This window comes from Ahrensia marina (genome assembly GCF_042140245.1).
GTDB lineage: Bacteria > Pseudomonadota > Alphaproteobacteria > Rhizobiales > MH13 > MH13.
In genome coordinates this window covers 2,810,397-2,823,767 of record NZ_CP159483.1, presented here as the reverse complement: position 1 = coordinate 2,823,767, position 13,371 = coordinate 2,810,397, and the positions used below count along the sequence as shown (strand labels likewise).

The 13,371-nt window shown below is 54.6% G+C and carries 16 protein-coding genes and 1 tRNA gene; 14 read left to right on the top strand and 3 right to left on the bottom strand.

All coding sequences use genetic code 11. From position 1 onward, the window contains the following. Positions 1-178 precede the first annotated feature (178 nt). The 6 genes from gatC to ABWH92_RS13785 are packed head-to-tail and all read left to right on the top strand — an operon-like array spanning position 179 to position 5,063. Positions 179-466 (top strand): Asp-tRNA(Asn)/Glu-tRNA(Gln) amidotransferase subunit GatC, encoded by a 288-nt coding sequence (gene gatC, locus ABWH92_RS13810; RefSeq protein WP_375569282.1) that lies wholly within the window; start codon positions 179-181, stop codon positions 464-466. A gap of 41 nt (positions 467-507) precedes the next feature. Next, entirely contained in the window at positions 508-1,986 is a 1,479-nt protein-coding gene (gene gatA / locus ABWH92_RS13805) for an Asp-tRNA(Asn)/Glu-tRNA(Gln) amidotransferase subunit GatA (RefSeq protein ID WP_375569280.1), read from the top strand. A 7-nt stretch (positions 1,987-1,993) separates the two neighbouring features. Beyond that, positions 1,994-2,800, top strand: coding sequence for a GNAT family N-acetyltransferase (locus ABWH92_RS13800; RefSeq protein ID WP_375569278.1), 807 nt, complete (start codon positions 1,994-1,996; stop codon positions 2,798-2,800). Continuing rightward, positions 2,797-3,021, top strand: coding sequence for a hypothetical protein (locus ABWH92_RS13795; protein ID WP_375569276.1), 225 nt, complete (start codon positions 2,797-2,799; stop codon positions 3,019-3,021). The genes ABWH92_RS13800 and ABWH92_RS13795 overlap by 4 nt, the downstream gene beginning before the upstream one ends. Before the next feature lie 48 nt (positions 3,022-3,069). Then, entirely contained in the window at positions 3,070-4,572 is a 1,503-nt protein-coding gene (gene gatB / locus ABWH92_RS13790) for an Asp-tRNA(Asn)/Glu-tRNA(Gln) amidotransferase subunit GatB (RefSeq protein ID WP_375569274.1), read from the top strand. Positions 4,573-4,577: 5 nt separating this feature from the next. After that, on the top strand, positions 4,578-5,063 hold the full coding sequence (locus ABWH92_RS13785; protein ID WP_375569272.1) for a DM13 domain-containing protein: 486 nt from the start codon (positions 4,578-4,580) through the stop codon (positions 5,061-5,063). Positions 5,064-5,070: 7 nt separating this feature from the next. On the opposite strand, the gene ABWH92_RS13780 is transcribed toward ABWH92_RS13785, so the two are convergent. Then, the gene (locus ABWH92_RS13780; protein WP_375569270.1) at positions 5,071-5,763 is read right to left on the bottom strand and encodes a putative metalloprotease CJM1_0395 family protein; all 693 of its coding nucleotides are present in this window, start codon (positions 5,761-5,763) and stop codon (positions 5,071-5,073) included. 240 nt (positions 5,764-6,003) lie between these two features. On the opposite strand from ABWH92_RS13780, the gene ABWH92_RS13775 reads away from it, so the two are divergent. Beyond that, positions 6,004-6,699: a glutathione S-transferase N-terminal domain-containing protein gene (locus ABWH92_RS13775; protein ID WP_375569268.1), complete on the top strand. Its 696-nt coding sequence runs from the start codon at positions 6,004-6,006 to the stop codon at positions 6,697-6,699. Between the two features lie 37 nt (positions 6,700-6,736). On the opposite strand, the gene ABWH92_RS13770 is transcribed toward ABWH92_RS13775, so the two are convergent. After that, positions 6,737-7,342, bottom strand: a complete 606-nt coding sequence (locus ABWH92_RS13770) for a YqgE/AlgH family protein (protein WP_375569266.1) — start codon at positions 7,340-7,342, stop codon at positions 6,737-6,739. A gap of 140 nt (positions 7,343-7,482) precedes the next feature. Between ABWH92_RS13770 and ABWH92_RS13765 the strand changes: the two genes are divergently transcribed. The 6 genes from ABWH92_RS13765 to ABWH92_RS13740 all read left to right on the top strand — a co-directional run bounded on the left by ABWH92_RS13765 (position 7,483) and on the right by ABWH92_RS13740 (position 11,160). After that, positions 7,483-8,298 carry a protein-disulfide reductase DsbD domain-containing protein gene (locus tag ABWH92_RS13765; protein ID WP_375569265.1) on the top strand — a complete coding sequence of 272 codons (816 nt, stop codon included), beginning with the start codon at positions 7,483-7,485 and terminating at the stop codon, positions 8,296-8,298. Between the two features lie 78 nt (positions 8,299-8,376). Continuing rightward, on the top strand, positions 8,377-8,871 hold the full coding sequence (locus ABWH92_RS13760; protein ID WP_375569264.1) for a peroxiredoxin: 495 nt from the start codon (positions 8,377-8,379) through the stop codon (positions 8,869-8,871). A gap of 231 nt (positions 8,872-9,102) precedes the next feature. Continuing rightward, on the top strand, positions 9,103-9,375 hold the full coding sequence (locus ABWH92_RS13755) for an SEL1-like repeat protein (RefSeq protein WP_375569263.1): 273 nt from the start codon (positions 9,103-9,105) through the stop codon (positions 9,373-9,375). A 196-nt stretch (positions 9,376-9,571) separates the two neighbouring features. Then, positions 9,572-9,763 (top strand): hypothetical protein, encoded by a 192-nt coding sequence (locus ABWH92_RS13750; RefSeq protein ID WP_375569261.1) that lies wholly within the window; start codon positions 9,572-9,574, stop codon positions 9,761-9,763. Between the two features lie 82 nt (positions 9,764-9,845). After that, positions 9,846-9,938, top strand: a tRNA-Ser gene (locus ABWH92_RS13745). An 88-nt stretch (positions 9,939-10,026) separates the two neighbouring features. Beyond that, positions 10,027-11,160, top strand: coding sequence for a CaiB/BaiF CoA transferase family protein (locus ABWH92_RS13740; protein WP_375569259.1), 1,134 nt, complete (start codon positions 10,027-10,029; stop codon positions 11,158-11,160). On the opposite strand, the gene ABWH92_RS13735 is transcribed toward ABWH92_RS13740, so the two are convergent. Then, complete coding sequence (locus ABWH92_RS13735; RefSeq protein WP_375569257.1) at positions 11,135-12,232, bottom strand: hypothetical protein; 1,098 nt, start codon at positions 12,230-12,232, stop codon at positions 11,135-11,137. The two genes, ABWH92_RS13740 and ABWH92_RS13735, sit on opposite strands and share 26 nt — an antisense overlap. Before the next feature lie 209 nt (positions 12,233-12,441). On the opposite strand from ABWH92_RS13735, the gene deoC reads away from it, so the two are divergent. Further along, positions 12,442-13,371 carry a deoxyribose-phosphate aldolase gene (gene deoC / locus ABWH92_RS13730; RefSeq protein ID WP_375574251.1) on the top strand — a complete coding sequence of 310 codons (930 nt, stop codon included), beginning with the start codon at positions 12,442-12,444 and terminating at the stop codon, positions 13,369-13,371.

Here is a 13,371-nt window from a genome sequence, read left to right as displayed (position 1 = left end):
GTATTGGGATGAGGACGCTGGTTGAAGTATTGTTCGCTTCGCGTGCGTCGTTCCTGTGACGTATCACCACTTCAACCTTGCTTGAACCCATTGAGGTCGCGCGCTATCACCCAGCAAGCATTTTCCTGCAGCTGAGCACAGGCCCAAGTGGTCTATGCCTGAACAAGGTTTACCCACATTGAGTGTAGACAGCGATACCGTGCGTCGCATCGCACACCTTGCCCGTATTCGTCTTGAGGACGAGCGCATCGAACCAATGCGCGAAGAGCTTAACGCCATCTTGGCTTTCGTCGAACAACTCAACGAGGTCAAAACAGACGGGGTGGAGCCCATGACATCTGTAGTCGCCACCAAGATGCGATTGCGTGCAGATGCTGTGACGGACGGTAACATATCAGAAGACGTCGTTGCCAATGCGCCGGCCAGTGAAGACGGTTTCTTCATGGTGCCGCGTGTCGTCGAATAGCGCATGCAGCCTGCCGCAAATACTTTGAAAAGACTGGTACGATGACAGAATTGACGACCCTTACAATTTCGCAAGCGCGTGACGGATTGCGCGACAAAGCTTTCACGGCACGAGAGCTGACCGATGCGTATCTTGGGGCAATTGAGGCAGCGAACGATAAGCTGAACGCCTACATTGTAGAGACGCCGGACCAAGCCCGCGCAATGGCCGCTGCTAGCGATGCCAAACTCGCAAAGGGTGAGGGCGGTGCGTTGGAAGGCATTCCTTTGGGCATTAAAGATCTTTTTGCAACCAAGGGCGTGCACACGCAGGCTGCTAGCGGCATCTTGCATGATTTCAAGCCACGCTATGAGTCCACCGTCACGCAAAACCTTTGGGATGACGGCGCGGTGATGCTTGGCAAACTCAACATGGATGAGTTTGCGATGGGCTCATCAAACGAGACGTCAGCTTACGGACCAGTGGTGAACCCTTGGCGCTCGACAGGTTCCAACGCAGACTTGGTTCCAGGTGGGTCATCTGGTGGCTCGGCCGCCGCCGTTGCTGCTTGGTTGTGTGCCGGCGCCACTGCAACCGACACCGGTGGCTCGATCCGTCAGCCAGCGGCTTTCACCGGTACGGTTGGCGTGAAACCAACCTATGGGCGCTGTTCGCGCTGGGGCGTTGTGGCATTTGCCTCATCGCTCGATCAGGCGGGTCCCATCACACGCGATGTTCGTGATGCAGCCATCCTATTGAAAAGCATGGCATCGGTGGACACCAAGGACACCACCAGTGTGGACATTCCCGTGCCAGACTACGAACAGGCGTTGGGCGGCTCGATTGCTGGCAAAACCATCGGCATCCCCAAAGAGTACCGGATGGATGGCATGCCAGCGGAAATTGAAGAGCTTTGGCAGACTGGTATTGCCTGGATGCGCGAAGCCGGTGCTGAGATTCGCGACATCTCGCTACCTCATACAAAATATGCCTTGCCAGCCTATTACATTGTCGCGCCAGCTGAAGCTTCTTCCAACCTCGCGCGCTATGATGGAGTGCGCTACGGGAAGCGTGAGCCAGGCGAGGATATTCAAGCGCTCTACGAGAACACCCGCGCGTCCGGCTTTGGCCAGGAAGTGCAACGCCGTATCATGATCGGCACGTATGTGCTTTCAGCGGGCTATTACGATGCCTACTACAAGCAGGCGCAGCGCGTGCGCACGCTCATCAAACAAGACTTTGAAAAGGTCTATGCCGATGGCGTGGATGCTATTCTGACACCGACCACGCCGAGTGCAGCCTTCGGCGTCAACGAGATGGCAACAGCCTCACCTATTGAGATGTATCTCAATGACATCTTCACGGTGACGGTCAATATGGCTGGCTTGCCAGGCATGTCGGTGCCAGCTGGTCTGAGCAAAGATGGATTGCCGCTGGGGTTGCAACTCATTGGGCGACCATTTGACGAAGAAACGCTGTTCACACTCGGCTCAGTGATCGAAAAACAAGCCGGACACTTCGCACCGACAAAATGGTGGTAGTGGGCCCGTGAGCAAGCTTCCATCCATCTCACTACGGCCAGGAGACCCAGGCGAAGTCGATGCTTTGGTCAAACTGGCCACAACAGCATACGCGACCTCAATTGGAAAACTGGCCGAATTCAGCGGACGTGAGGCTGAACTTCATCAGGCTTTCAAGCGCTTTGTTACGGCTGCCGTTGATCAGATCATCGTGGCCGAACAAGATGGTGCTCTTGTTGGCTTTGCTGCCACTGAAGGACGCTCTGATGAGATCAGCGATGTCTGGGTTGAGCCTGCCCACCAGGGCAAAGGCATTGGCGCTATTTTGTTGGCGGCATGTGAAGCACAGATCAAGCAATGGGGTTTTAGCTGTTCATGGCTGACGACCCATGCCCAAAACACCCGCGCAAGCAACTTCTACCGCGTACAAGGCTATGCGCTGCTGAACGTGCACACAGCGCCTTCGGTTTCGTTGCCTGATATCACCTATCCCAAGGCACTGCTGGGGAAGCAGCTATCACGGCCTGATGCCTCCAAAGCTGCCTCCATGGCAGAGGTTCGGGTTGGCATCGATACACTTGACCCCATGATCGTCTCTCTCATCGCAGAGCGCTTTGCGTTCATTGATCGTGCCGCCGACTTGAAACCGGCGTTGGCTATGCCCGCCCGTGTGCATGAACGTGTTGAAGAGGTCGTCGCGAATGCGCGGGCGCAAGCTGAAGGTGTTGGCTTTGACCCTGATCTGACGGAGAAGCTTTGGCGCACCATGATCGACCTTGCCATCCATCGCGAGGACAAGAAAATGGGCGATCCATCGCATGAACCTGCCTCATGACGACAATGCCACTTTCCAAAATGCTGCTTGATGTCTTTGCTGGCATGCTTGCGATACTGATGGCTGTGGCGTCGGCACTTTTGATCCTCTTGGTTGCTGTCAACGCCAGCCGCGGAGATAACGAAGCCAACGGCTCCTTGCTAATTGTTGCCTGTTGCTTCGCCGTTGGCGCTATCGGCTTTTACGCATTGAAGCGCTGGGCTAAGAGCATCCGCACGTAATCTTTGTATCGGCAACACAAGCCCTATTCCCTTGCCAGAGAGACACCCATGAACCAGCCCGCCAACTACACCGAAATGCGCCAAGCTGATCCGGCGAAGTTTATCCCTGGCGCCACCGGCGACTGGGAACTCATCATCGGGCTGGAAGTGCACGCACAGGTAACAAGTGAATCCAAATTGTTCTCTGGAGCATCAACGCAGTTCGGGTCTGCGCCCAACACCAATGTTTCGCTGGTCGACGCTGCCATGCCCGGCATGTTGCCGGTCATCAACGAAGAGTGCGTGAAGCAGGCTGTGAGAACCGGTCTTGGCCTTAAAGCTCAGATCAACAAGCGCTCCGTTTTTGACCGCAAAAACTATTTTTATCCTGATCTGCCGCAAGGCTATCAGATATCACAGTTTCTCGACCCGATTGTCGGGGAGGGCGTTGTAACAGTGGACTTGGTTGATGGCACGTCGTTCGACGTCGGCATTGAACGTCTGCACCTGGAACAAGATGCTGGCAAGTCACTGCATGACCAGCACCCAACTATGAGCTTTGTCGACCTCAATCGGTCAGGTGTTGCGCTGATGGAGATCGTTTCCAAGCCAGACATACGCTCATCTGAAGAAGCGCGTGCTTATCTCACCAAACTGCGCTCGATCCTACGGTATCTTGGCACCTGCGACGGCAACATGGAAGAAGGGTCGATGCGCGCCGACATCAACGTGTCGGTCCGTCGCGCTGGCGAACCATTGGGCACGCGTTGCGAGATTAAGAACGTGAACTCAATGCGCTTTGCGGTGCAGGCCATCGAGTATGAGGCCCGTCGCCAGATTGCGATCCTTGAGGATGGTGGTTCCATCGACCAGGAAACACGTCTTTTTGACTCTGTGAAGGGTGAAACCCGCTCCATGCGGTCGAAGGAAGAGGCGCACGACTACCGTTATTTCCCAGACCCTGATCTCCTACCCCTGGAGTTTGATCAAGCGTTTGTTGATGCATTAGCAGCCGATCTGCCAGAGTTACCGGATCAAATCAAACAGCGGTTCATCGACGACTATGGGATCACGCCCTACGATGCTTCGGTGCTGGTCGCTGAAAAAGAACGCGCCGATTTCTTTGATCAGGTTGCAAAGGGCCGCGACGGGAAACTTGCCGCCAACTGGACCATCAATGAGCTCTTTGGTCGCCTGAACAAGGAAGGCATGGCAATCTCCGATAGCCCAGTAAACGCCAACCAACTGGGCGCAATCATTGATCTAATTGGTGAGAAAACCATCTCCGGTAAAATCGCCAAGGACCTCTTTGAGATCGTCTGGTCTGAAGGTGGTGAACCGCGCCAGATCGTTGAGGACCGCGGCATGAAGCAAGTCACCGATACCGGAGCGATTGAAGCAGCTGTGGATGAGGTCATCGCCGCGAACCCTGATAAGGTAGAACAAGCCAAGGCCAAACCCAACCTGGCTGGTTGGTTTGTTGGTCAGGTGATGAAAGCCACAGGCGGGAAAGCCAATCCTCAAGCAGTTCAAGCTCTCGTGCGTGAAAAGCTAGGTGTCACAGAAGGATAGAGACCATGATGCGTTTCCTCAAAATTGCCTTACCGGTCTTTGTGGTCGGCTTTCTTGCTGGCAACGCGTTTTGGTACCTCTTCTCGCCCCTTTGGATCGACCAAGTCGTCTCTGAGGCGCTGCCCGATGAATTGATGGTATCGGTGATTAGCCTAGGCGCCTTCCAAGATGCCGATCGGGCGCATCAAGGCGCTGGCAACGCGTTGCTGTTGCAAACGGCCACCGGCTCCCACCTCATGCGCTTCACGGAGTTTGAGGTCACCAACGGCCCTGACCTTGAAGTATGGCTTGTGGCTGACGATACCCCGTTTTCTTCAGGTGCCGTGCTCGCTAGCGAATGGGTTTCGCTCGGCCAACTCAAGGGTAATATTGGCGACCAGACCTACACCATTCCCGACGACGTCGATGTTAGCCAGTTTGGATCCGTGGTCATTTGGTGTGAGCAGTTCAGCGTGCTCTTCTCAGTCGCAACATTAGAAGAGCCCAGCTAACCAGTACCTAGCTTGCTCCTCCAAAGAGTTGGGCAGCCAGCCCTGCATTGGATTGGTAGGCAGCTGCCGCGCTGGCGGCGCTTGAAGCGCTGATTTCTCCTGTCGATCCAGCGTCGCCCTCGGCTTGGCTTATGATCTGAGCAAGGATACCTGAGTCAATTCCAACGGCATCAGCGCTTTCACCTTTTTCAGGCGCGCCAGATTTGCGCTCATCAGCCTGTTGTTGGGCAAGTTGTTGTTGCGCTTCCAAACGCTGTTGTTGCGCCTGGCGAGCTACCGCTCGGTCCTGTGAGGAGGGCTCAGCCGGGGCAAGCGCAGCACGGATAACAATGTCCATCTTGCGAATGGTGGCATCAGGTGTGCGCTCAGGAGAGGTATCAATCTGGACCTCTCCACCCACAGCATATTTTTTCCCATCTGGACCACGCGTGTACGTGTATTTCGGAGCACTGGCATAAGCTCCACCAACAGCGGCGTGCGCCTGCTCGTGTGCTTTGACTTCAGCATCGCGTTTCTTGAGATCGCGAACCTGCGCCTCCTGCTCCTTAGAAAGCGGTTCGCCTGTGGAGGACGTAGCACCGGGCTGTGTTGGCTTCTCTGCTTTCTCTAGAGGCTTGTTTTCCGCAGCACCGAACCCCGCGCCAGCTGATCGGCTGGGCGGTGAAGAGAGAGGGGCAGACAAAGCGGATCCAAGTTCCAAGCAGAACCACTCCAAAAACAGCCCAATCAAAATCAAGAAAAAAGGTCAGCAAATCCTTACAGTCAGTCGACCTGTCCTAAAGATCACGATCACAGCTTTGTGAGTGAGGGCACCAATCTTCCCAAAGCAGCCTTTTCATTCGTTCGCAGATACATAGATTGATGCCATCTCCTGGTGGGGCCGCTTCAAAGCAGTGTGGCCCAAAATCACCGCTTACCGAACAACTCTAAGGATGGCGTCATGGCGACCCAAACCAAACCTATCGACCTTTACTTCTGGCCAACTCCAAATGGCTTCAAGGTATCTATTTATCTGGAAGAGCTGGATATTCCCTACAGTGTTCACCCAATCAACATCGGCAAGGGTGACCAGTTCAAGCCAGAGTTTTTGGCCTTCTCGCCCAACAACCGTATGCCGGCGATCATTGATCCCGAAGGGCCAGATGGGCAGTCAATCTCTGTTTTTGAGTCGGGCGCAATCCTCCAATACCTCGGTCGCAAGTTTGGCGCTTTCTATCCTGCCGATGAGCGAGGCCGGGTGAGAACAGAAGAATGGTTGATGTGGCAGATGGGCGGATTTGGCCCAATGCTCGGTCAAAACCATCACTTCAACACCTATGCGCCGGAAGAGGTGCCTTACGCCAAAAAACGCTACACCGATGAAACACATCGACTGTATGGGGTTCTCAACAAACAGTTGGATGGAAAAGACTACATCACTGGGGATTATTCGATTGCTGATATGGCGTGCATCGGTTGGGCACGTGGCTGGGAACGCCAACAAATGGATATCAAAGAGTTTCCCAATGTGGGTCGCTGGATCGACACGATGATGGCACGCCCTGCCGTTGAGCGCGGCCTGGCTGTGGGCGCTGAGTGGCGCAAACCCATGTCCGACGACGATAAAAAGGTGCTTTTCAACCAACGTGCCAAATAGGCATCGCGCTTACTGGTCGGTCAGGCAAACAAACGAGTTAGCCTCGACCGGCCACCGGCGAGAGCTTGTTCATATCGACACCAAGGTTGGACAGACTGGCCGCGTAGTGCAGCTCTGGCGGCGTTTCAAACAAAGCTTTTGCGCCCATGGGTGCCGCCAGCCAGGCATTTTGCAGCATTTCTTGGTCGAGCTGACCTTCACCCCAGTTGGCAAAGCCCAGTGCAATCAAAAAGTGTTTTGGGCCGTGGCCCAAACTGATATCGCGCAACACATCCATCTTGGTGCTCAAATGCACATCATCGGTCACGGCAACCGTACCATCACGCTCAAGCACATCAGGTGAATGCAACACAAAGCCGCGTGTTTTTTCAACCGGGCCACCAAGCAAAACGCGGCCTTCTAGCCGCGTGGACTGATGCTCACCCAGCGGTGCCATATCATTTGTCTCAGGGTCAGCTGCCAGACCCAACTCATCAAGAATATCGCCAACCGTTTGGTCAGACGTTGGCCGATTCACAACCACACCCATCGCTCCGTGCTCATCATGAACACAAAGATAGATGACGGTGCGCTCAAACCGCTCATCGCCGATGGACGGCATAGCAATCAGCACTTGACCGGCAAGGCTTGGAAACTCATCCATGTTCGGACTCGATACTTAAAGACAAAAAAGGGGCAGCACCTAGATAAACCAGGGTGCTGTGGAACACGCCATTGATCGCCTCTCCAGGACACAAAGGCCAGCGCAAATCGAAGAGCACAACCAGTTTTCTGAGCGCTGTGATGAGCGTGTTATGCTGCATAGCGCCGATGGCGGCTGTCGCCAACGAGACACGTACATCAGTTGCTCTGGAAGGCGCCACCATAAGCTTAAGCGCGGCTCCATCCATGGCCGAGGTGCTGCTTTCCGATGCAATTTCGCTGGGTGAGGGCGAGCATGTTGTGTTCCTATCAATCGATCTCAACGAGGGTTGGAAAACCTATTGGCGCCTGCCGGGTCGCTTTGGGCTGGCGCCAGATTTTGACTGGCAAGCAAGCGAGAATGTGGCGTCCGCAACGGTGCATTTCCCCAAACCATCCTTGTTCCAAGAAGGCGAGGGAACATCAATCGGCTATGGCACGGCAACACTATGGCCTGTGATCATTCGTACCGAAAACGAAGGGCAGCCTATCGATGTCCATCTCTCATTAAACCTTGGGCTTTGCGCTGAGCTTTGCCTGCCGGAGACCGTCGAGCTATCCGCATCAATGATTGATCTGGTGGCGGAACCAGCAGTCACCATGGCCCAAGTTTTTGCCTTGCAAGAAAGTTTGGCGTCAGGTGTTCAACCTCTTGCGGACGTAGCGCTGCTGCACCAGCATACCGAAATTGCTCTCATCCAGGACAAACAAAGCGAGCCAGGTAGCTTTGCCATCGTTGAGGATACCCTTGGTCGGCACGTGCTTTTACACGCCAATGACAATCAAGCGGAAGACACAGAGGGCCTGAGGGGTGAGTGGCAATGGGAGACACCCATTACCTGCATTACAGTCATTGAACCCAGCTCTCCTATGCAAGTGTTCACAAACGACAATTGCGGACAAACACAGCTCCCATAATTTTGCAGTCGCTAGCTCTGGTTCTGACCTTCCATTGCCTTACATGTCGAACAACAAACACTGAACCTGGAGACTGCTATGCCGCTTACCGTTGGCCAACCCCTACCTGATGTCCCTCTCGCCGCTATTACCGACGCCGGCCCTGAGGAAATGAGCAAAGATGCACTGTTCGGCGGGAAGAAGGTTGTTTTGTTTGCCGTGCCCGGCGCCTTCACACCCACATGCAACAGCAATCATCTTCCTGGCTATGTCGAACATGCTGACGCGATCAAAGCAAAAGGTGTCGATACGATTGCAGTTCTCGGCGTCAACGACGTTCACGTGATGAAGGCCTGGAAAGAAGCTGCAAAAATAGGTGACGCGGTGCTTTTCCTTGCCGATGGCAGCGCCGCCTTCACGAAGGCCGCCGACATGGTGCTGGACGCCACGGCTTTCGGCATGGGCATCCGCTCCCAACGCTACGCCGCATTGATTGTCGATGGTGTTGTAACCAAGATCGCAATCGAAGATTCACCAGGCGAAGCTGAACAATCTGGTGCAGCTGCAATGCTCGCCATGCTTGATGAAGCGTAAAAAAAGCACGTCGAAAAAAGTAAAGGCGAGCCAAAAATTGCCTTTACAATGCCCGTTATTGCGGGGCTCTGGATGGTTACCAGGCTGACCAGCGTTAGCAGAACATAAAGATCGGGTTTGCTTTCAATTAAGGGCAAATTTTAGCGACCGATTCAAACCCGATCGCCATACTCCCTTCCATCGACGTTTTGGGGACGTCACGGCCACTTAAGCCAATGGGAGGCACACAAAATGGCACGTTTAGCACTCAACGAATTCGAGGCTGGCTATCTTGGTCAGCGCGCCGACGAGGGCGACTTGTTCTTCGACCTGGGCATGATGTATGCAACCGGTCGTTCAGTCGCGATCGATCTTGTTGCAGCACACAAATGGTTCAACCTTGCATGCCTGCGCGGTAAGCAAGCTGCGAAAACCTATCGCGAGGAAATCGCTGGCGAGCTTTCAAAAACTCAACTGGCTCAAGCGCTTGCCTCGGCACGCAGCTTCCTGGCAGACAAACGCTGATACACGGCCTCGACCATGTGGCTGTTGATTTTCAAGTCCGGCAGGGCGGCAGTGCGCAAAGCTAAAATGCCGTTAATGCTGCTCTGCACAAATTGCATAGCTGTTTTGATTTCTTAGGGCTCCTCATCGGGCAGGAACACGCTTAGATGCGTTTCGTCACCCCCCGACGGAATTCACATCTTAAGGATCGAACCCCATGCCAATGATCAAAGCCATCACTTTCGGTATCGAACAGGCTTTCGCGAAATTCAACGAACAGCGCTTGCGCGCAGAACAGGAGCGCTTGACTGAACTTCAGTTCGCCCGTGAAATGCGCAATCGTGTTGAGCCAGGCTCGCCCGATTTCTACTACTACAACGCAATCGTGAAGCGTTGCGGCGGCTTCTAAGCTGCTAGCCATTTATCGGTCACAGAACCCGCGATCTCGTGGTTGACAAAGTGCCGTTCCCGTTTGACAAGCGACGGCGAATGGGCACGTGGCCGAGTGGCTGAAGGCGCTCCCCTGCTAAGGGAGTATACGGTGTTGAGCCGTATCGAGGGTTCGAATCCCTCCGTGCCCGCCATTATCGAAAGCCCGCCAGATCGGCGGGCTTTTTTGTTTTTGGTTTGGCAGAAAAGTTCGGCCAGACCCGCAACTGTTTGGATCTGTCTATGCTGGAAGCCTCCGCACCGCTCAAAGGCCTAAAAGTTATTGAATTGGCTCGGATTTTGGCGGGGCCGTGGGCTGGTCAGGCGTTGGCTGACCTTGGGGCAGAAGTCATCAAGGTGGAAGGGCCCAAAGGTGATGATACGCGCGCATGGGGCCCTCCGTTTATCCAGCAAGATGATGATACTTCAGCGGCTTACTACTATGCCTGCAATCGGGGAAAAACATCGGTTTTTGCCGACTTCAAAACAGATGCTGGCAAGCAAACGGTGCTCGACCTGATCGACAGCGCCGACATCGTGATTGAAAACTTCAAAGTCGGCACACTGGCCAAATTCGGCCTCGACTATGAGAGCTTATCCAAACGCAATCGGCGCCTCATCTACTGTTCAATCACAGGCTTTGGGCAAACTGGACCCTACGCCCAAAGGGCTGGATACGATTTCATGATTCAGGGCATGTCAGGCCTGATGTCTATCACCGGTGAGGAAGGTGGCGGACCGCAAAAAACGGGTGTTGCCATCTCTGATCTGGTCACCGGGCTCTACAGCGGCATGGGGATCTTAGCAGCTGTTGAACAGCGCCACCGCACGGGGCGGGGCCAGCACATCGACATGTCTCTTTTCGATTGCTCCGTCGCCCTGCTAGCCAACCAAACAATGAACTATCTGGCAAGTGGCATTAGCCCGGGTCGGCTAGGGAATGCTCATCCCAACATCGCTCCGTACCAGACTTTCGAAACCAAGGATGGTCACATAAATATCGCTGTCGGCAATGATGATCAGTTTGCGCGATGTTGCATCGTTCTCGGTCTTCAAGGCCTGCCTGATGATGAGCGTTTCTCGACAAACGCGGCACGTGTCGCCAACCGAACAGCTCTCATTGACTGCATGAGGCGAGCGACACGCGAACATTCATCAGATGGTTTGCTGGCATTGTTGGAACAAGCAACCGTTCCGGCAGGCCCAATCAACACAGTTGGCGAGGCGCTTGAAGACAAACAAATCGCTGATAGAGGCTTGCGGATCGCCCCCGATGGTATTCCGGGCGTGCGCGGCCCATGGGTCTTTTCAGACGCGCGGTTGGAAACCAACAAAACAGCACCCAAACGGCCTAAGCCAGACGACCAAAAAAGTTAGCACCAAACGGCATCTTCAGTGTTTCACCTTTCGCCTCATGGATTGAGAGGATGTCACCATCAATTTTTATGTTGGTGACTATATCCCAACCGGCGGGGCGTGGCACCGCGCCAATCACATGAGCAACACGGTGCGTCTTACCTTCGGCCAAACTTAAAGCAGTTGGCACACCGGATTTGGAAAACACCGTCTCACCAAGCGCAGCTTTGTGGCCAGCCGCCCCTGCAGCGATGCCATCCTCGATGCCAAGAACACCTCGGTGGCGGCCGCTCCACGGAGCGTCGTCACGACCACCGTTGGAGTGCCAAATCATCGTGAGGGGCAGAACGGACGGGTCTTTCAACACGAAAACAATATCGTCAAAAGCCTCGCGGATAACCGCAGTCCAACCCAGTTCCGATTGTTCAGCTTCGACCAAAGCAACAAAATCCTCATCGCTGTCTGCAATCGGCAACCGCGTCACATCGATGGTTCCTCCGCGGGTCGCCGGAACAACGGTATGATCAGCAATCGCGACGCCGCTTTGGAGTGCATGGCGACCCGCAACAATCGGTGCGTCTGGCGTCACAGCCAAGCGTTTGGGCGAAGTGAACAGGCGCGCGCCACCGGCGACACGCATCATCGGATGGTGCGCAAAGGTGAGGCACCCAACCCCTCCTTCAATCGTGTGCACCTGATAGAGTAGGGGCGCATCTGGGCCAGGGCGGACATGCTTAGTGAGGCGGGCGCCGAGAATGGTTCTATCGAGTGTGAAGCGAACACCGTTAGAGTCGTTGCTAACCAAGCTCCATGCACTGTTGCTAGTCCAACCGTGTGGCGGCGAAACCTCAACATCGCTCATCCCGAATGGGGCACAAACAAAATCACCGCTTAGCTTGCGATCAACCAGGGGCATATCTTCGGAAAACGTGTTATCCTCAACCCATGGCGCACGATGCAGTGGCTCCCAACTCTTTCCTTGCCAGTGAAAAACAAGGCGCGGAATGTTTCCGACGGACGGATCAATACCGACCTCACAGCATTCAGTGCGGGCAAAAACGGTACCGTCTGGGAGTGATGTTGGCGTGTGCATTCATCAACCTTCCAAAAAACAAAACCAAGTGACGACAAGCGTTCCTCAACGCTGGCCCCAGATGATTTTGCCATGCTAAGCAGGGTATTCACCACGAACCGGTGGTCCATGACAAACAGCGGGTAAAGCTGATGACATCCAATGTCACCCCCATCGCGCCCAAGGCTCAGTTGGGCCACAACACAACGCACCATCAACGCAATGAGGCGATGGAGCTTGATCTTGGTTGGGTGAGGGATGTGCGGGTCAATCTTTCGGCCACCGAGCGCCGTGTAGCCACGCTACCAGGTCGTCGCACAGTTAAGAAAGACGCCCAAGCGGCATGGCTGCTAAAGGCTTTGACGTGCATTGATCTCACAACACTCAATGGCGATGACACCGAAGGTCGTGTGCGGCGGTTGTGCGCCAAAGCGGCTCGTCCTGTAAGGCCCGACCTACTTGAAGCAATTGGTATGACGGACCGGATCCTCACGACCGGGGCTGTGTGCGTTTATCACCGTTTTGTTGCAACGGCTGTAGACGCTTTGAAGGGAACCGGGATTCCTGTCGCCGCCGTTTCAACCGGTTTCCCGGCAGGCCTTTCACCGCATCATCTGAAAGTTCAAGAGATCAAAGAATCGGTCGCTGATGGCGCCGAAGAAATCGACATTGTTATCACTCGAGAGCATGTGCTGACGGGTAACTGGCAAGCGCTTTATGATGAAATGAGGGAGTACCGCGAAGCCTGCGGCGACGCGCACGTGAAGGCTATCCTTGCCACCGGCGATATCAAAACACTGCGCAACGTTGCTCGCGCATCTCTTGTTTGCATGATGGCTGGGGCAGACTTCATAAAAACCTCAACCGGCAAAGAAGGCATCAACGCCACCCTAGCTGTCTCACTGACAATGCTGCGCTGTATACGAGCGTATGAGGAACGCACGGGCATCAAAGTTGGCTACAAACCTGCCGGTGGCATCTCCACCGCCAAAGATGTGCTGAACTATCAATTCCTGATGAAGGAAGAACTCGGCCGCGATTGGCTGGAACCAGATCTCTTCCGGATCGGCGCATCCAGCCTTCTGGCTGATATCGAACGCCAGCTTGAACATCATGTTACCGGCGCGTACTCCGCGTTCCTTCGTCACCCACTTGGATGA